Annotated in this window: 15 protein-coding genes and 1 pseudogene; 5 read left to right on the plus strand and 11 right to left on the minus strand. The window is 60.5% G+C overall.

Translation table 11 applies throughout. The features are described 5' to 3' along the window. The 11 genes and pseudogenes from sufB to KGL31_03990 form a co-directional block, all read right to left on the minus strand. The coding region (gene sufB / locus KGL31_03940; protein ID MDE2321054.1) for a Fe-S cluster assembly protein SufB at positions 1-860 on the minus strand (860 nt) is incomplete at its 3' end. Between the two features lie 150 nt (positions 861-1010). Then, a complete protein-coding gene (locus KGL31_03945) occupies positions 1011-2093 on the minus strand; it encodes an Mrp/NBP35 family ATP-binding protein (GenBank protein MDE2321055.1) in 1083 nt (360 codons plus the stop codon). Positions 2094-2130: 37 nt separating this feature from the next. After that, a complete protein-coding gene (locus KGL31_03950; GenBank protein ID MDE2321056.1) occupies positions 2131-2466 on the minus strand; it encodes a hypothetical protein in 336 nt (111 codons plus the stop codon). A 137-nt stretch (positions 2467-2603) separates the two neighbouring features. Next, entirely contained in the window at positions 2604-2999 is a 396-nt protein-coding gene (locus KGL31_03955) for a response regulator (protein MDE2321057.1), read from the minus strand. 349 nt (positions 3000-3348) lie between these two features. After that, positions 3349-6390 carry a type I restriction endonuclease subunit R gene (locus tag KGL31_03960; GenBank protein ID MDE2321058.1) on the minus strand — a complete coding sequence of 1014 codons (3042 nt, stop codon included), beginning with the start codon at positions 6388-6390 and terminating at the stop codon, positions 3349-3351. Further along, positions 6320-7846: a restriction endonuclease subunit S gene (locus KGL31_03965; protein ID MDE2321059.1), complete on the minus strand. Its 1527-nt coding sequence runs from the start codon at positions 7844-7846 to the stop codon at positions 6320-6322. Before KGL31_03965 ends, KGL31_03960 begins: the two co-directional genes overlap by 71 nt. Before the next feature lie 68 nt (positions 7847-7914). Beyond that, a pseudogene (locus KGL31_03970) lies at positions 7915-8451 on the minus strand (transposase). Next, the gene (locus tag KGL31_03975; GenBank protein MDE2321060.1) at positions 8448-10466 is read right to left on the minus strand and encodes an SAM-dependent DNA methyltransferase; all 2019 of its coding nucleotides are present in this window, start codon (positions 10464-10466) and stop codon (positions 8448-8450) included. Before KGL31_03975 ends, KGL31_03970 begins: the two are co-directional and overlap by 4 nt. 198 nt (positions 10467-10664) lie before the next feature. After that, positions 10665-11003, minus strand: a complete 339-nt coding sequence (locus KGL31_03980) for a type II toxin-antitoxin system RelE/ParE family toxin (protein ID MDE2321061.1) — start codon at positions 11001-11003, stop codon at positions 10665-10667. Next, positions 11000-11218: an addiction module protein gene (locus tag KGL31_03985; protein MDE2321062.1), complete on the minus strand. Its 219-nt coding sequence runs from the start codon at positions 11216-11218 to the stop codon at positions 11000-11002. The genes KGL31_03980 and KGL31_03985 overlap by 4 nt, the downstream gene beginning before the upstream one ends. Positions 11219-11351: 133 nt before the next feature. Beyond that, the gene (locus KGL31_03990; GenBank protein ID MDE2321063.1) at positions 11352-11573 is read right to left on the minus strand and encodes a hypothetical protein; all 222 of its coding nucleotides are present in this window, start codon (positions 11571-11573) and stop codon (positions 11352-11354) included. A 345-nt stretch (positions 11574-11918) separates the two neighbouring features. On the opposite strand from KGL31_03990, the gene KGL31_03995 reads away from it, so the two are divergent. The 5 genes from KGL31_03995 to KGL31_04015 all read left to right on the plus strand — a co-directional run. Then, a complete protein-coding gene (locus tag KGL31_03995; GenBank protein MDE2321064.1) occupies positions 11919-12350 on the plus strand; it encodes a hypothetical protein in 432 nt (143 codons plus the stop codon). A gap of 260 nt (positions 12351-12610) precedes the next feature. Next, positions 12611-13222 carry a M23 family metallopeptidase gene (locus tag KGL31_04000; GenBank protein MDE2321065.1) on the plus strand — a complete coding sequence of 204 codons (612 nt, stop codon included), beginning with the start codon at positions 12611-12613 and terminating at the stop codon, positions 13220-13222. 60 nt (positions 13223-13282) lie between these two features. Next, positions 13283-16063 (plus strand): AMP-binding protein, encoded by a 2781-nt coding sequence (locus KGL31_04005; GenBank protein MDE2321066.1) that lies wholly within the window; start codon positions 13283-13285, stop codon positions 16061-16063. A gap of 56 nt (positions 16064-16119) precedes the next feature. Further along, on the plus strand, positions 16120-17406 hold the full coding sequence (locus KGL31_04010; protein ID MDE2321067.1) for an acetate/propionate family kinase: 1287 nt from the start codon (positions 16120-16122) through the stop codon (positions 17404-17406). A gap of 37 nt (positions 17407-17443) precedes the next feature. Beyond that, positions 17444-18553, plus strand: a 1110-nt coding sequence (locus KGL31_04015; protein ID MDE2321068.1) for a phosphoketolase family protein, incomplete at its 3' end; no start/stop codon positions are given.

Consider the following 18553-nt stretch of genomic DNA (forward strand, 5'->3'; position numbering starts at 1 on the left):
CCGCCCTTGCCCTCCTTATCGCCCGGATACCAGTTCTGGACCGTCGAGTACTTGATCTGGGCGTCGTCGTGGGCGATCAGCTCCACGACCGCCGCGTGCAACTGGTTCACGTCCCGCATCGGGGCGGTGCACCCTTCCAGGTAGCTCACATAGGCCCCTTCATCGGCGATGATCAGGGTCCGCTCGAACTGGCCCGTCTCGGCGGCGTTGATCCGGAAGTAGGTCGAAAGCTCCATCGGGCAGCGTACGCCTTTCGGGATATAGCAGAACGACCCGTCGCTGAAGACGGCGGAGTTCAGCGTGGCAAAGAAGTTATCAGTGTAGGGCACCACCGATCCGAGGTACTTCCTGACCAGGTCCGGGTGGTTCTGCACCGCCTCGGAAAAGGAGCAGAAGATGATCCCCATCTCGCCGAGTTTCTCCTTAAACGTCGTGGCCACCGAGACGCTGTCAAACACCGCATCGACCGCGATGCCGCTGAGCCGCTTCCGCTCCGCCAAAGGGATGCCCAGCTTCTCGAACGTCTCCAGCAGCTTCGGATCGACCTCATTGAGGCTCTTGGGTCCCTCCGTCTGCCGCTTAGGCGCCGCATAGTACCGGATGCCCTGGTAGTCGATAGGTGGATATGTGACGTTGGCCCACTTCGGCTCCGCCTCTGACTTTTCCAGCTTCGCCCAATGCCGGTAGGCCTTCAGACGCCACTGCAGCATCCAGTCGGGCTCATTTTTCTTGGCGGAGATAAGACGAATGACCTCCTCGTTCAATCCGTGAGGAACAGCTTCCTCCTCGATCTCCGTCACAAACCCGTACTTATACTCCTGGTTAGCCAGGGCCTCAATCATCTTTGACTTACTGCTCACGATCTCTCCTTCTTCCGCACTTTTTCAACCTCACGCAACAGGAGGCCCGTTCACCGGTCCTGTTACTTGGGACCGACTGACCCTCCCGCCCGTAACAGTTAATATTAGCGTCAACAGTCTCTTTTTTCCATACATTTTCCGCATCGCGCCCTACCGCATTATCACTATCGGTGGCCTTTGTGGCGCACCGGCAGCCGCATTGACGATGCTGATCCTGGCGGCCAGACAGCCTGCAACCTCATGAAAGGCCCGCGCAACGGGCGAGTCAGTCGGCTCCATGGCCACGGGCCTTCCCTCGTCGCTGCTCTGGCGGATGTACGAATCAAGCGGAATCTCGCCCAGGAACGGGATCCCGGCCTTCTCGCTTGCCGCCTTCGCCCCGCCATGCCCGAAGATCTCCTCGCGGTGGCCGCACTGCGAGCAGGCATAGTAGCTCATATTCTCGACAATCCCCAGGATCGGAGTCTTGAGCTTTTCGAACATCAGGATGGCCTTGGAAGCGACCTCCAGCGCCACATCCTGAGGGGTGGAGACGATGACGGCGCCCGTAAGCGGAATCGTTTGGCACAGGCTCAGTTGGATGTCGCCCGTCCCTGGCGGCAGATCGATCACCAGGTAATCCAACTCCCCCCACTCGACGTGGCCCAGGAATTCCTGGACCATCTTGTGCAGCATGGGGCCTCGCCAGACCACCGCCTCATTCTTCGGCAGGAAGAACCCCATAGACATGATCTTCACACCATGCATCAGGGGTGGAATCATCTTCCCGGCTTCCGTCTGCTGCAACGAGCCACCACCGCCCATGAGCTTGGGAATGCACGGACCGTAGACGTCCGCATCCATGAGCCCGACCCTGGCGCCAGTCCGCATCAGGGCGACGGCCAGGTTCGCCGCCACTGTCGATTTGCCGACCCCCCCTTTGCCGCTGGCCACAGCCACTGTGTTCAGCACCCCAGGCAGGTACGATGATTGGGGCTCGCGGGAGGTGGTGACACGGGAGGTCATGGTCACCTCTACCTGCTCCACACCCGGGAGGGCGGCTACGACCTGCCTGGCGCCCTCTTCCATCTGCTTTCTGACCGGGCATGCGGGGGTCGTCAACTCGATGGCAAATCTCACCTTCCCGCCATCGATCTGCACGTCTCTGACGAAACCAAGCGAGACGATATCGCGATGGAGATCCGGATCCTGGATCTTGGCAAGCGCCTCAAGTACCGCCCGTTCTGTGACCATTTCGCTTCTTTTTGCCCCTTCTCCCTTAAGTTCACGGTTAGGCGGCTATATCGACTTGAGCCTCTCTCTGGATCCGATCAAGCCAGCTTTCCGTACGATCCCAGTCCGACGTCCCTACGCTCGGCAGCCGATCAATGTCGATAGTTGACACGAACTCTCGGACCGTGAAGCCGCAACGCGAACAGCGCTTATAGTAAAACTTGTTGTCGCCCTCCACCTGTATCGCCCCGATCCGATTCATACGGGCCTGGCAACACCGGCTCGGAATGAGAGGAGAGATAATCTTATGAGGATAACTGTTCCTGGCCTTCTTCTCCGCGGAGTATTCGATAATGCTGACCATCTGACCCTCCTGGGCCGCTTGTTCTTTCATCCCACCTCGTGGATCAGCAACGGCCTTGCTCCGCCTCCAATGACGGTACATATAGGGCTGAGATGAACTCCTCATTTTGTCACTCCAGCTTTGCGAGATCCCTCTGAAAGAGAGAGCTCATGAACGATCCCCCATCGCTATGTTGACGTTAAATCGGATACACACTTGGCCCGCCCTGTCTGCGTTAATCCGGCCAAGAGCTCCTCCACTGCACCAGTGGACCCGGAGGGAAGCGTGACGTACGATACTCCCTTGTGGGAGACGGCTCGCGCATCTATCTGGGGTCTCGTCGAAACCGCTACGATCGGTAGCGCAGGGGCGAGCTCCTTGATGGCCGCGAGCATCAGGAGACAGTCAAGCCCCGACGTCTCCAGATCCAGGATCAGAAGATCGGCATCGACAACCTCGGCCGCCGCCAGCGCTTGCAGGCCGCACTCGCAGACCGTGAGCCTGAATCCTGCACCGTCGAATACCCGGGAGGCGGCTTTCACCAGCTCCGAACGATTAGAACAAATGATCACATGAACAGTCATCAATCAACTCTCGATTTGTAGTCGACCTTACGGCTTGAGATGCACGCAAATCACGTGCCAGTAATGGCCGGCAGGAAACTGGGAGACGAGCTTTGTAACTATCTATAAATAGAGGACATAACGATTGTAAGCGAAGGTCTGCTCGGCGAGAGGTCTACTTGAGGAGTGGTAATTCTTCCGATGGGGTCGGAGTTTCTCCGAGGGTACTGTAGATACAGGATACTGCGGAATGCCAGGTCGCAGGTTCGCGCATCATCCGTCAGCTTGCGCTGAGCCACTCCCGAGTGGCGCCCAATAGCCAGCGTCCCGTCCTGCCGACGCTGGGGGCGACGGCCAACGCCATTGGCTGTTAGGCCGCCCGTTCCGCCGCTTCATACGTCAGCACGAACACCGTGTCCGTCAGCCACCTTCGGAACCCCTCGTTGTCGCTGAACAGCCTGTATAGCTCCGTGTCGTCCTTGAGCACGGCGGTCATCACGCGCACGAGCGCCTTATCGTGCTCGATGCGGGCGTTCTGCTTGTCTGAGTTCTTCCTAGCGTTCCGATAGGCGCTGTCGGCCGACACCTTGGATGGAATCTCTTCCGTAATCAGGCGATGCACCCGGTCGGTATCGGTCCAGGGGATGTTGCCGAACTGGTCGTTGAAACTCTTCAAGATGTTCGAGAGGCGATCGAGCTCCGGTTCAGGCTTTCCGCCACCTCCACTGGTCGGCACCGCCCCGATTTCCGCATCCTGGTCCGGCAGTTGGATCTTCATGGCCGCATGCTTTTCCACCCGGTAGCTGTCCATGTCGATGGCCTCGAGAATGCCCTTCGACAGGTCCTCCTCCTTCGGCGCGGGCAACTTGGGCACCAGGAAGTTCAGGAAGATCGACAGCTTCTCCCACCCCGCGTTGGTGTAGGGCAGGATCGAGGCGAGGAAGCCGTAGGTGCGCGTGAAGGCCTTCGCCTTGCCCTTGAAGTCGACCTGCCCGTCTTCGTCGAGCTGGGTCCTATAGATCGCGACGCAGGCATCGAGGATCGGATCGAGTCGGTCGCGATCGGCCCCACCGAGATAGAGTTCCACGAGCTGGTCGATCTGGGCCTGCGAGTAGACCTGGTAGCCGTCCAGGGAGGCCTTCAGATCGTGCACCTTGTTGGGGTCCGTCTCCTCGCTCAGGATCGTCGTCCGGTAGTAGTCCGCGAACGCCTCCTGGATGGTGTCGGCGTCGTTCATGAAATCGAGGACGAAGGTATCGTGTTTCTGCGGCTGTGCACGATTGAGACGCGAGAGGGTCTGCACCGCCTTGATGCCCGACAGCAGTTTGTCCACGTACATCGTGTGCAGCAGCGGCTCGTCGTAGCCGGTCTGGAACTTGTCCGCGCACACGAGGAAGCGGTACGGCTCCTCCTGGATCTTGTCGGCGATCTTGTTGCTCGGAAAGCCGTTGAGCGATGCCTCGCTCACCTTTGCCCCACCATAGTCGTGCTCGCCCGAGAAAGCCACGATGGTCCGATACGGGCTCTTGCGCTCGGTCAGGTACTCCCGCATCGCGTGGTAGTACTGGATCGCGCGCTCGATGCCGCTCGTGACCACCATCGCCCGCGCCTGTCCACCGATCTTGCCGAGCCCGATCACCTGCTCGTGAAAGTGGTCCACGATGATCTCGGCCTTGAGCCGAATGGCGTGGTCGTGCGACTCCACATAGCGGCGAAGCTTCTTCCGCGCCTTCTTAACATCGAACTCCGGGTCGCCGGGCACCGTCTTCACGAGCTTGTAATAACTGTCAACCGGCGTATAACTCTTGAGCACGTCCAGGATGAAGCCCTCCTGGATCGCCTGCTTCATGGTGTAGCTGTGGAAGGGTCGGTGTTTGGTAACGCCACTAACGTCGTAGGGCTCGCCAAAGATCTCGAGCGTCTTGTTCTTGGGAGTGGCCGTAAACGCAAAATAGCCGGCGTTCTGGAGGAGCTTCCGGGCCTCCATGATGCGGTTGATCGTATCCTCAACGGTCTCGTCGTCCTCTTCCGCTCCGGCTGCCGAGAGCGCCAGACTTACCGCCGCCGATGTGCGCCCGCCCTGGCTGGAGTGGGCCTCGTCGATGATGATTGCAAACGTGCGCCCGCGGTGCTCGCTCCCGATCTCGTCGAGAATGAAGGGAAACTTTTGCACGGTGGAGATGATGATCTTCTTGCCGCTCTCGATAAACGTGCGCAGGTCGCCGGAGTGCTCGGCGTGCCCCACGGTCGCCCCCACCTGGGCGAACTGCTTGATGGTGTCTTTGATCTGCTGGTCAAGGATGCGCCGGTCGGTCACGACGATGATCGAGTCGAATATTGCCGCCTCGTCTTTTTTCAGGCCGATCAACTGGTGGGCCAGCCAGACGATCGAGTTCGACTTGCCGCTCCCCGCCGAGTGCTGGATCAGATAGCGCTTGCCCGCGCCGTGCCGCCCGACGTCGGCCAGGAGCTTGCGGACCACATCGAGCTGGTGGAAGCGCGGCCAGATTTGCACCGCCTTCTTCCGGCCGGTCTTCTCGTCCTTGGTCTCGACGACCTGGGCATAGTTCTCGAGGATGTCGGTCAGGCCGTCGCGAGTGAGGAGACGTTTCCACAGGTAGTCGGTTTTGAGCCCGTTCGGGTTGGGCGGATTGCCCGCCCCGTCATTCCATCCGAGATTGAACGGCAGGAACCACGAGCCCTTGCCTTTCAGGTACGTGCAGAAGCGAACCTCGTGGTCGTCCACGGCGAAGTGCACCACGCAACGCCCGAACTCGAAGAGCCGTTCGCGCGGGTCACGGTCGCGCTTGTACTGCTGGACGGCATCCTCGACGGTCTGTTTAGTTAGGCTGTTCTTCAACTCGAAGGTGGCGATGGGTAGACCGTTGATGAAGAGGCCCAGGTCGAGCGCAAGTTGTGTCGCGTCGCGGCTGTACTTGAGCTGCCGGGTGACGCTGAAGCGGTTGGCAGCGTAGCGCGCCTTGGCCTTGGCATTGCCCGGAGATGGCGTACCGTAGAAGAGGTCGAGCTGATGTGGCCCGTGCTTGATTCCGTGGCGCAGCACGTCAATGGTGCCGCGCTTGCTGATCTCGCCCTGGAGACGTGCCAGGAACTTGCGCCGCGTGGGACTGTCGCTTGCCTGCGCCGTGCCGGGCGCGGCAGGCAGGTGGCCGAGGTCGAGCGCCTCGGCCGCCATGGGCTGCGTCTCCCGCAGAAAGGCCGAGAGCTGCGCCAGGTCTGCACAGTACTCACGGTCATAGTCGTCTCGATCACCGCAGATCCAGCCGGCGCCGTAGGTCGCCGGTCGCTCATGCACCGCGCCGGCCGGTCCGGAGATCGGATCACATGGCGCACCGGTCAGCGCCGTGCAGATCAGCCGCTCGAGTCCGCGCTCGCTGGTGTCGGTTGTCATGCCTCGACCTCCTCGGGAACAGCGTCGAGGTCGTCGGTCGCGTCTTCCTCGGCGTCGGTGCTGGCGTCGATCTCGGGTAGGGGCACGGGGCATGCCGTGCCCCTACATCGTCGACCTCCTCGGCTTCGGCCGGTAGGCGGGCCGCTGCCTCGCGCACATCGAGCTTGCCCATGACCACGTCGGCGATCAGGCGGGTGCGGTATTCGCGAAGGAGGGAGATTTCGCGGTGGGTGCGCTCCTCAGCGCGTTCAATCTCCTGTGTACTAGCAGCGATACCCCGGACGATGCGCCTCTGTTCCTCTTGAGGCGGTATGGGCAGCTTGATCATGCCGAATCTATCCGTGTATAGCCGCATGAAGCCAGAGGACCCAGTCCCAAGCCCTTTGCACTCGACGCGAAAGACAGTACCAGCGGCCGGAGTTTCGAACAGCCGCAAGAAGTACGCAGCGTCAACGTTTGCGATCGGCTCAAAAACCGCGTAATCGGGACTAACGAGTCCCAGTTGATTTGCAATACCGAACATACCAATTGCGGCCCGCATGCGGTTCATGACGATCTGCCCGGGTTCGACCTTCTTAAAGCCAATCAAAGCTTGGGGAGTGATCGGAATCGTTGATACCTCGTTGTGAGGCACGAGTCCTTGGTGCATACGCAGCGATAGCAGCACCTCCGTTCCTGTCGCGGACCGATCATCTACCTCGCGGAATAGATGCTTTGCCCTGTCCACCTCCCAATGCTCCGGAATGTCGCCCAGCCACTTCACGCCGGAAGGCTTGAGGCGGACGTTGGAGGTAGCCTGCCCTGAGCCTGTCGAAGGGAGGCCGCGGGTGACGGCGCGGTGGATGATGGCCTGCTTCTGCTCCTCCAGCAGCTTGATCAGCTTCTGCTTGGCGCGGATATAGCGCCGGATCCGCCGGTCGGCGTAGTCGAGGAAGCGGACAATGGCGGCTTGTTCAGGGAGGGGCGGCACGACCACACTCAGATCAAGAAGATCGCTTGGACCGAGCGTCGAGCGAACTCCGGCTCCAAGCTGGTTGTAGATCCCACGCTGATAGAGATCAAAGTACTGCTGGAAAAAGAATCGTATCTCTCCAACCGACTGCGGGATTAGCCGAACGTATGCTGAACTCATGATCCCGTCTTCGTGCACCAGTCCTACCCTGCTGGTTCGGAGGTTCTCCAAGTCGATTAGCTTGAAGACGAGATCACCCTTGCGAAACAGCTGATACGTCGCGTAGTCCTTCGGGACCAAGCCTTCAGGATTGTCAGGGTTGTTGTTCACGACTCCACGCAGAGTCAGAGAAAGCACGTTCGAGCTGGCGCGACCCCCGTTGATCTGCTTCCGATGGTGGAATAGCCATTTGCCCCGCCGCACCTCCCAATGCTCCGGGACCTCCCCCAGCCACGGCACGCCGGAGTCCTTGTAGGCGGGATAGGGCTTGAGGTTGGCGATCACGGGTGCTTTCTGTCCGGATGTAGGGGCGACCGGCCGGTCGCCCCTACAGGCGTCGCCCCCGCGTTTACGGGGTTTTCGGGGTCCTCAGCCCAACGCGCCGGGTTTTCTGTGATGTACTGTCGGATGCAGTTCAGAGCGGCGTCATCCCGAATGATATGTTCGAAATAATTGCGTTGCCACACGGGCACACCGGATGTGCGGCGTTGTTGGTTGATGCGTTTGGTCACGGCCGATTTGAATCCCGCCATCAATGCCCCGATGGATTTTGGCCGTGGGCCGGCCAGGGTGGTGACGACCGGTGTAGGGGCGACCGGCCGGTCGCCCCTACCATCCACAATCCATACAATGGCATGAAGATGGTTGGGCATGATGACGAACGCATCCAATTCGATTTCATGCCGTACTTCCGCGGTCCTTGCCCATTCGTCGGCAACAATTTGCCCCGCGTCGTTCAAGCGCACCTCCCCTTTGACCATGTCGCCGAACAGACACGTCCGATCCTGCGTGCAAGCCGTCACAAAATATGCGCCTTCCCGGGTGTAATCAAATCCGTGTAGGCGAAACGAACGGCGATGGTGCTTATTTGCACCGTAGCCTGCCTTCATGGCTTGCTCCCCTCGATGATCTCACTGAGCAACCCTTCGGTCTCTTGCACCAGCGCAAGGATGTCGGCGCGGATCGCCTCCAGCGTGCGCAGCGGCTGCGGCTTGTAGAAGTACCGGGTGAAGCTGATCTCGTAGCCGGTCTTGACGCTGTCTGGCACAAACCAGGCATCAGGAGCGTGGGGCAGCACCTCGCGGCGCAGGAAGGACTCGATGCCACCCTCTTCCAGAAGCAGTACCTGCTCGGTATCGCGCAACTCGCTATCGGGCTCGTACCCGACCACACACGGCTTACCGTCGATAGTGGTCGGAAACAGCCCGCGGAGGGGGTCGGGGGCCGTACCCTTTTTGTGGATCTTCTTAATGACCGGCGGCGCGTCGTCCGAACGCGCGGCGGCGGGCACGGCATGTTGTAGGGGCACGGCATGCCGTGCCCCTACGAGCGCCTTGACCTCCTTCGGCGTATAGGCGCGGTTCGGGTCGATACCTTTCAGCCGCAGGGGTCGCTCCACCGTCACCTTCCAATAGCCGAAGGCTTCGTTCGGGAAGATCTTCGACTGCTCGGACTCCTCGAACTGAAGAAAAGTGTCACAGATCCGCTGGATGTCCTCTTCCGACAGCTCACAATTCTTCTTGCCGAGGTTCTTGCGTAGCGGCTTGAACCACGCCGTCGCGTCGATAAGCTGCACCTTACCCTTCCGGTGCGCCGGCTTGCGGTTGGTAAGTACCCAGATGTAGGTAGCGATGCCGGTGTTGTAGAACATGTTGAGCGGCAGGGCGATGATGGCCTCCAGCCAATCGTTCTCGATGATCCAGCGGCGGATATTGCTCTCACCCTGTCCGGCGTCTCCGGTGAAGAGCGAACTGCCGTTGTGTACCTCCGCGAGGCGACTGCCGAGCGTGGTGCCGTGCTTCATCTTCGACAGCATATTGGCCAAAAAGAGCATCTGGCCGTCGCTCGAGCGGGTGATGAGGGAGTACTCCGGATCGCCCGCATGTTCGATGACGAAGCGCGGGTCTTTGATGCCGTCCTTTCCGCCCATCCGTTCAAGGTCGCTCTTCCAGCTCTTGCCGTAAGGCGGGTTGGAGAGCATGAAGTCGAACTCGAGCGACGGGAACGCGTCGTTAGAAAGCGTCGAGTGCTCCGGGCCGCCGACGATGTTGTCCGCTGCATCGCCTTCGCCCTTGAGCAGCAGGTCTGCCTTGGCGATCGCGTAGGTCTCGGCATTGATCTCCTGGCCGTAGAGGTGGGTGGTCACCTGTATGTTGTGGGCCGCGGCGAGTTCCTGCACGGTCTCTTCGGCGACGGTCAGCATGCCGGCTGTCCCGCACGTGCCGTCGTAGAGCAGGTAGGTACCTGATGTGATACGGTCGGCGATAGGCAGAAAGATAAGCCTCGCCATGAGCCTGACGGCGTCGCGCGGCGTCCAGTGTTCGCCGGCCTCCTCGTTATTTTCCTCATTGAAGCAGCGTACCAACTCTTCGAAGATGGTACCCATCGCATGATTGTCGAGGCCGGGGTGCTTCATGGAGCCGTCGCCATTCAGGACCGGATTGGGGCTGAGGTTGATGGCCGGGTCGAGGAACTTCTCGATCAACGTCCCGAGTACGTCGGCCTTGGAGAGGCGCGGGATCTGGTTGCGGAACTCGAAGTTGTCCAGGATCCCCTGCACGTTGGGCGAGAAGCCGTCGAGGTAGGCCTCGAAGTCGGCTTTAAGCTGCTGCTGGCTTGCGCGGGCGCGCAGGTCGCGCAGGGTGAACTTGGACGTGTTGTAGAAGGCCTGACCGGCGGCCTGCCGAAGGGCCTGGTCCTGGTGAACGATGCCTGCCTTATCGAGCGAGACCTTCCTGTCGAGGACGGCCTGCTTGGTCGGCTCGAGCACCGCGTCGAGACGACGCAGGACCGTCATGGGCAGGATCACGTCGCGGTACTTGCCGCGCACATAGAGGTCCCGGAGGACGTCGTCCGCAATCCCCCAGATGAAGTTGGCGATCCAGTTGAATCCGAAGGATTCCATGGCTGTCATTCCTTACAGATCCTCAAGTCCGGAGGCCCAACGACAAATAGTCAGACCTGTCTACATAGTTTGGAAACCGGAAGCTGCCGGTATCATTCGGCCAGATTCTGGAACGCGGCCTTTGATTTCCAGTACACCCCTCGCACCATGACGATCTCATCGGGACCAGCGGTGGAGATCCGCACAAAGCGTGGATTCCTACCGCAGCTTGGAAAAGCCGCTGGCTTTCCCACACTTCCCGCAGGTCCGACTACCACTGAACATGGGGGGTCCTTTTTGCTTTATCAAGGTAGGTTCCTTTTGTGTTGTCAAAACGATACGGACCACGCGATAGTAAATGGCGAAGGGAAATCGTTTGGAGAGAAACCGGTGATAGCCGAAATGGACTGAGTGGATGCCGGCGTAGATCTGGAGGGAGTCGATATCGGAGAACAGGGAGTCAAGGAAGTAGTCACCCAGTCCTCCGCTCTGGCATTCGTAGAATCGATAGCCATCGAGAAGATCCTCTTGAGCCTCATCCAGAATCTCGACTTTCATCTAGTTCGGCGTCTGATCTTCTGTTTGGCTTCAGTCCACTCTGTGAACCGGGACGTACCCTGCCGAATCCGTTTCTCTCGCGCACGCAACACATCCGCGTGCCATGAGGGTGACGGAATCATCTTTGCGGATCGGCACAGGTCATCCCAAATCTCCTCCAGTGCTTGGAGCTTATCGCGGACCGTCATCTTGTCAAGCCGCAGAGCTGGTCCCATAGGTGTTTTCCCTCCGGTTCATGATGTTGCTACTGAAATCCAAAAGCGCTTTTCTCCTCATGAGTGCGGAGATACCGAAATTGCGTGAGACCCATCGGGGTCAAGAATTCTTCGCGCAGCAACTCCCCGGGCGTCACAGGTATAGCCAGACCATGGCCAAAACCGACGCCAGAGGGAACGAGGCCAGTACCACCTGGATTATTTTCCCCACATACTGGTGCGCGTGAAAACACACGCTGGGGACTGGCGAGTCGGGATCTCGTACCAGCACCTCAACGGTCTTCCAATTCCGTTGTGCCGCCTTCAGTAGCGCCTGCGCTTCAGGCGTGGCTGATTTGGGATTGTTGAGCGGCATAAAGCGTCCTTGCGTTGGACGACTTGCTGCAGAGTCTGCTCGTTGATCATCGCTCGATTCGGCCTCTTTCGCATGAAGTCGAAGTACCTGGTTGCGGGGATTCTCTCGCCATTTCAAGGACTTGTCAAGGATCGCCGTAACCTGCTGCTCGGCGGCAAAGACTTTAGCGGCTGTCAGCCTTATCCTGTTAGTGCTGCAGACGATCTAGGTGCATTCGGAGCGCCTCGACGGGACTCCGCCCGCCTCTTCCCCCTGATTCAGAAGCGGGTTGCGAAATGGAGCAAAAGATCAGATACTTGGAGTTGTGAGTGTCACTGCTCGCTACGTATATCACAGGAGGTCGCCGTGGCAGACGAAGAGCCGATCGTTGGACGCACGAAACACGGGGAGCTGACCCTTGATCAGATTGCCGAACTGCAACCCGGGCTGGGTCAGTTGATGCCGCTGATGAGTGAACGCTACTGGATCTGCTATTACGCCGCCAAGGGCGGCAATTGGGCGCTGGCCGCTTACCAGCTCAATGGCCTGCGAAGTCTGTTCAAGAAAGCCAACACGACGCGGCCAAAGTACAAAGCGATGCTCGAGAGCTACGCCAAGACGATCCTTGACCCCCTCGCGCTGCAGATCCAGGCCCAGAACTTCGTCGAGTTCGAAAAGTGCTACCTGCAGGGTATCGAATTAGCCAACAAGCTACATGTGACCACCAAGCACCCTGAGATTGTCTGGAAACTGCCGCCCACTCCCCCGCAGCACCTGGAGATGGGTCCGATGCCATGAAACGATTGATCACTATTGCCGTAGCCCTGCTGGCTTGCATGACCTTTGAGCCGATGGCTCACGCGGAGCCTCTGGAGACGCTGACGCTCCGTCAAGGAGACGTGCGGGTCATCAAGCTGGCCGACAGCGCGAAGGTGTCAGACGTGCAGGGTGTGATAGAAACCGGCAGTACGCCTTCGACCATCCCGATATTCAGCAAGGAGGATACTCTGTACGGAATTATCGCGGTCGATTTGTACCAGCAACCTGGTGAATATCGGATGACGGTGTATGAAGCGGCTACCAAGCGAGCATTATCCACCAAACTGCTGATCGTCAAACAAGGGGAATTCGTGAAGAGCGTCAGTTCGCAATGGAACACACGCGTCTTCAGCCAAGCCAATCTCGAAAGGATTGCCAGAGAAAAAAAGGAAATGGCTGACGCGCTTCACACATCCTCGTCTTTACCACTCTGGCAGGACGGAACGATCTATCCGATTGAAAAGACTGATCACACCGGATTGATGACAACTCCTTTCGGCCAGATCCGGATGAATCCAGCCCAGGACTGGTTTCGGTTTCACCGGGGAACCGATTTTCAAGCCCCCCAGGGCTTTTCGATCCGGGCCATCGCATCCGGGAAGGTCGCGTACCTCGGCCATGATTATCTATTGGAAGGCAATATCACGGTGATCGACCACGGTCTGGGGATCTTTTCTTCGTACCTGCACCAGTCGGCATTTCTTGTAAAGGTTGGGGATGAGGTCAAGAAAGGCGAGGTGATCGGACGAGTCGGAAGCACCGGAAATAGTAACTCACCCCACCTACATCTTGCGCTCAGGATCGGCGGAGCATTGGTCGATCCGATACAATTTATTGAAGCGTTGAGGTAACCGTTCCGTACAGGATGCAAGGTGGATCCCGCGCCTGCCACACCAGCCGCATATAATGCCATCGAGCATCGAGTGCTCACGATCGTCGAGGAGCTCGTTGCCGAACTCGGCGGCCCGGCGTTCCGTGGGCCCGTGACCCTCCAGAGCGCGCTCGACCGCGATCTCAGCATCGGCAGCCTTGAACGCGTCGAGCTGCTCGTGCGGCTCGAGGAGGCCTTTGGCGTCATGTTGCCAGATACCGTGATGGCCGAGGCCGAAAGCCCGCATGACCTCGCCGAGGCGATCCGGGCCGCCGCGCCCACGAAACCGGAGATCGTCCACGAAACCCGGCCTCCCATCAGTCCCGGTGTGGCCGCCCCTTCGGACGCCCGAACGCTCGTAGAGGTCCTCCGCTGGCACGCGGAGGCTCACCCCGAACGGACGCATGTCTTCCTCCGTCGAGACGATGGAACCGAAACGCCGATCCGCTATGGGGCGCTCTGGAATCAGGCAGTGGCGGTCGCGGCGGGACTGCGCCAGCAGGGGATCGGCCCGGGACACTCGGTGGCGCTCATGCTCAGGACGGAGGCGGCCTTCTTCGAGGCGTTCTTCGGCGCGCTGCTCGCGGGGGCCGTGCCTGTTCCGATCTATCCGCCGTTTCGGCTTGATCGTCTCGAGGAATACGCGAGGCGTCAGGTTCGGATTCTTCACAACGCCGAGGCCCGCCTCCTCATCACCTTTGGGGAGGTCGAGCGTGTGGCGAGACTGTTGCGGGGCCGCGTGCCCTCCCTGGAAGAGGTCACTACGGTCGAGCGCCTTTCGCTGCCGGAGGCGGGGATGTCGGCTCCCCGCCGGCTCAGCGACGACACCGCGCTCGTCCAGTATACATCCGGCAGTACGGGCGATCCGAAGGGCGTGCGCCTCTCGCATGCGAACATCCTGGCAAATATCCGGGCCATCGGCGAGGCGATTGCCATCAGTCCGACCGACGTCGGCGTCAGCTGGCTGCCGCTCTACCACGATATGGGGTTGATCGGGTCCTGGCTCACCTCGCTCTACTTCGGGATCCCGATCGCCATCCTGTCGCCGCTCGCCTTTCTCGCCAGACCGGCGCGATGGCTCTGGGCCATTCACGGTCACCACGCGACCCTATCGGCCGCACCGAACTTTGCCTTTGACCTCTGCGTCCGAAAGGTGAGCGAGGCCGAGCTTGAGGGCCTGGACCTGAGCTCATGGCGGTTAGCCTTCAACGGCTCTGAGTCCGTCAGTCCTGAGACAATCGAGCGCTTCACTCGACGGTTTGCTCCGTACGGCTTCAAGGCAGAGACGATGTGCCCGGTCTATGGCCTGGCCGAGTGCGCCGTGTCCCTGACGGTCCCGCCACTCGGCTACCCGCCCCGGATCGATCGGGTGGCACGGGAATCTTTTCAGCGCGTCCACCAAGCACGCCCCGCTCTACCTGAGGACCGGCCGCCGCTCCGCTTTGTCTCATGCGGACACCCCCTGCCGGGACATGAGGTCCGCATCGTGGATGGGGCTGGTCGCCCCGTCGCCGAACGGATCGAAGGCCGCATCGAATTCCGCGGGTCCTCAGTCATGAGCGGCTACTTTCGGAATCCTGAAGCGACGCAGGCTATCCTGCACGACGGGTGGCTGGACTCCGGTGATCTCGGCTATTGGGCCGAGGGGGAGCTGTTCATTACGGGTCGGCAGAAAGACATCGTCATCAAAGCCGGTCGCAACCTGTACCCTCAGGAGGTGGAGGAGGTCGTCGGAGACGTCTCCGGCATTCGAAAGGGGTGTGTAGCCGCCTTTGGGATCGCCGATCCGGAAGCCGGCACAGAACGACTCGTCATCATTGCGGAGAGCCGGGAAACAGCGCCGGAGCGACTCGAGGAGATCCGAACGGCGGTACTCGACCAGATGGTCACGGTTATCGGTCTCCCGCCCGACGCGCTCGTAATCACCCAGCCCGGGGCCATCCTCAAGACGTCGAGCGGCAAGATCCGGCGGAGCGCCACGCGTGAGACCTACCTGCGGGGCCAAGTCGAGCGTCGGCGCCCATCACTCACGATGCAGTGGGTGCGGCTGCATCTCCAGGTTACTGGCGCCAGACTTCGACGGTTCGGCCGCCGGCTTGCAGCGCTGGCCTACGGCGCATACATCTGGGGGCTGGTGATCGCGCCTCTGCCGGTCCTCTGGGCGCTCCTGCGTATTGCGCCGTGTGGACACCCTGCGAACCGACTCGCGAAGGGCTACTGTCGCCTGGTGCTGGCGCTCTCGGGCTGCGCCGTACGGGTCGAGGGGATCGAGCATCTCCACGGACCGGCCCCGGTGGTCCTCGCCGTGAACCACGGCAGTTACGTCGACCCGGGCATCCTTCTCGCGGCCCTTCCCGTGGAGTTTCGCTTCGTCGCCAAGGCCGGGCTCGTCTCCTATCCATTCATCGGGACGATCATTCGGAGAGCAGGCTACCCGACCGTCGAGCGGGTCGATCCTGCCAAGCGTGCAGCGGCCGCTGCACGTACCACGGCTCTCCTTCGCGGCGGTACCTCCTTTCTCTTCTTCCCGGAGGGCACCTTCTTTCGGTCGCCTGGGCTGCTGCCGTTTCGACCCGGGGCGTTCAAGGCGGCTGCTGAAGCAGGATGTCCTGTTATTCCCATCGGCCTGAGGGGGACCCGAACGTTTCTGCCGGACGGCACGTGGCTGCCTAAGCGGGGTCCCATCACGCTCTCGATCGGCGCGCCGATCCTGCCTCAAGGCAGCGGGTGGCAAGACATCTTGAGGCTCCGGGACCTCGCCCGAATCGAAATCGCGCGCCTGGCGGGTGAGGAGCCAGTGCTGAGCAAGAGGTTCGCATGAGCGGCGACCCCGCGCGCCGACCGCGCCCCACATACAGAGTCTTAGGGAATGATCACATGGTGGAGTGTGCGAATGCGCAGGCTGGTCCAGGAAGCGCGAAGAGAGACTCCACGGCATCCGCGACAGAGGCGACGAGCCGGTCTCACGCCAGGGACCCGGCTGCGTGCGTGCTGACGATCAACGGCGGCTCGTCAAGCATCAAGTTCGCGCTCTATTCCACAGACCAGGCTGCGGAACCCCTGCTGTCCGGAAAGATGGACCGAATCGGCGTTTCCGGAACGCTCCTGAGTTTTACGGATAGGACTCGCCATGAGCAGAACAGCCTTAGCGTCGAAGCCCTCGATCACCGCTCGGCGGGGGATATTCTGATCGATTGGCTTGAACAGCGGATCGGGTTCGCCTCGGTGAGAGCCGTGGGTCACCGAGTAGTCCACGGCGGCGCGAAATACAGCGAACCCCAACGAGTCACACAGGAACTGCTCGATGAGTTGCGCCGCATAAGCCCATATGATCCGGAACACCTGCCCGCCGAGGTCGAATTGATTGAGATCGTTCGCCAGCGGTATCCCGATCTGGCCCAGGTGGCATGCTTCGACACAACGTTTCACCGGACCATGCCGCGTGTCGCCAGGATTCTGGCTATCCCCAGGCGCTTTGATGCAATGGGGGTCCAGCGGTATGGTTTCCATGGCCTTTCTTACGCCTATCTCATGGAGGAGCTCGCTCGTGTCGCCGGCGTGGAAGCGGCCTGCGGTCGCGTGATCCTGGCCCATCTCGGGAATGGGGCGAGCCTGGCGGCTGTCCTCGGCGGCAAAAGCATCGAGACGAGCATGGGGTTCACTCCGACGGCTGGGTTGCCCATGGGAACGCGCTCGGGGGATCTGGACCCTGGCCTGGTATGGTACCTGATGCGCACCGGGCAAATGACAGCGAAGGCGTTTCACGATCTGGTCAACCATCAGTCGGGGTTGCTTGGGGTTTCTGAGATCAGCTTCGATATGCGGGACCTGCTTGACCGCCAGGCGACCGATACCCGCGCCGCTGAGGCAGTTGCATTGTTTTGCTACCAAGTCAAGAAGTGGATCGGCGCGTTTGCCGCCGTGCTGAGTGGCCTGGACACGCTGGTATTCGCGGGCGGGATCGGCGAAAACGCACCGGAGGTGCGGGAGCGCATTTGCGCCGGGCTCGAGTTTCTTGGTGTGGAGCTGGATGCGGCCCGCAATGCAGCACACGCGCCCGTGATTTCCACTGACGCAAGTCCGGCTACTGTCCGTGTGATCCGAACGAATGAAGAACTGATGATCGCCAAGACCTTGCGTCGCATTCTGTGCGGAGAAGATTAAGCGGGAGTGGAAGAGCTGAACGTAAAGGAGCACCGGTATGCACAAACCTCTGTCCCCGGATATGCTGCGAAAGATGAACGCCTACTGGCGGGCGGCCAACTACTTGTCGGTTGGCCAAATTTACCTGTATGACAATCCGCTGCTGCAGAAACCCTTGAAGCTGGAGCATGTGAAGCCACGGCTGCTCGGCCACTGGGGCACCACGCCGGGGTTGAACTTCATCTATGTGCATCTCAACCGGATCATCAAAAAGTATGACCTGAACATGATCTATGTCATCGGGCCCGGGCACGGAGGCCCCGGGCTGGTCGCCAACACCTATCTGGAAGGGACCTACAGCGAGCAGTACCCGAATGTCTCCCAGGACGAGCAGGGCATGAGACGCCTGTTCACGCAGTTTTCCTTTCCCGGCGGCATCCCCAGCCATGTGGCGCCGGAAACACCCGGGTCCATCCATGAAGGCGGCGAACTGGGCTACGCGCTGGCGCATGCGTACGGCGCCGCGTTCGACAATCCCGACCTGCTGATCGCCTGCGTGGTCGGCGATGGCGAGGCGGAGACGGGCCCGCTGGCCACCAGTTGGCACTCAAACAAATTCCTGAATCCGGTTCATGACGGCGCAGTGCTCCCGATCCTCCACCTGAACGGCTACAAGATCGCCAACCCCACGGTGCTGGCGCGCATCAGTCATGAGGAACTGGACCAGCTCTTTCGGGGCTACGGGTACACACCGTATGTCGTGGAAGGGGACCATCCTGAGAAGGTGCACCAGCGCATGGCCGGGACGCTGGATCAGATCGTCACCGAGATCCGGGCCATCCAGGGCGAGGCTCGCGCGAAAGGATTCAGGAAGCGCCCGCGGTGGCCCATGCTCATCTTTCGCACGCCCAAAGGCTGGACGGGGCCCAAGGAGGTGGATGGCCTGCCGACGGAAGGCTCATTTCGATCTCACCAGGTCCCGCTGTCGGAACTGGCCACGCACCCCAAGCATCTGAAGATGCTCGAGCGGTGGATGAAAAGCTATAAACCGCAGGAGCTCTTCGATCAGCAGGGCAGGCTCATCTCCGAACTGGCGGAACTGGCGCCGACGGGTGAGCGCCGGATGGGGGCCAATCCTCACGCCAACGGCGGCGCGCTCCTTCGCGAC

The organism is Candidatus Methylomirabilota bacterium (assembly GCA_028870115.1).
In the GTDB taxonomy this organism is placed as follows: Bacteria; Methylomirabilota; Methylomirabilia; order Methylomirabilales; family Methylomirabilaceae; genus Methylomirabilis.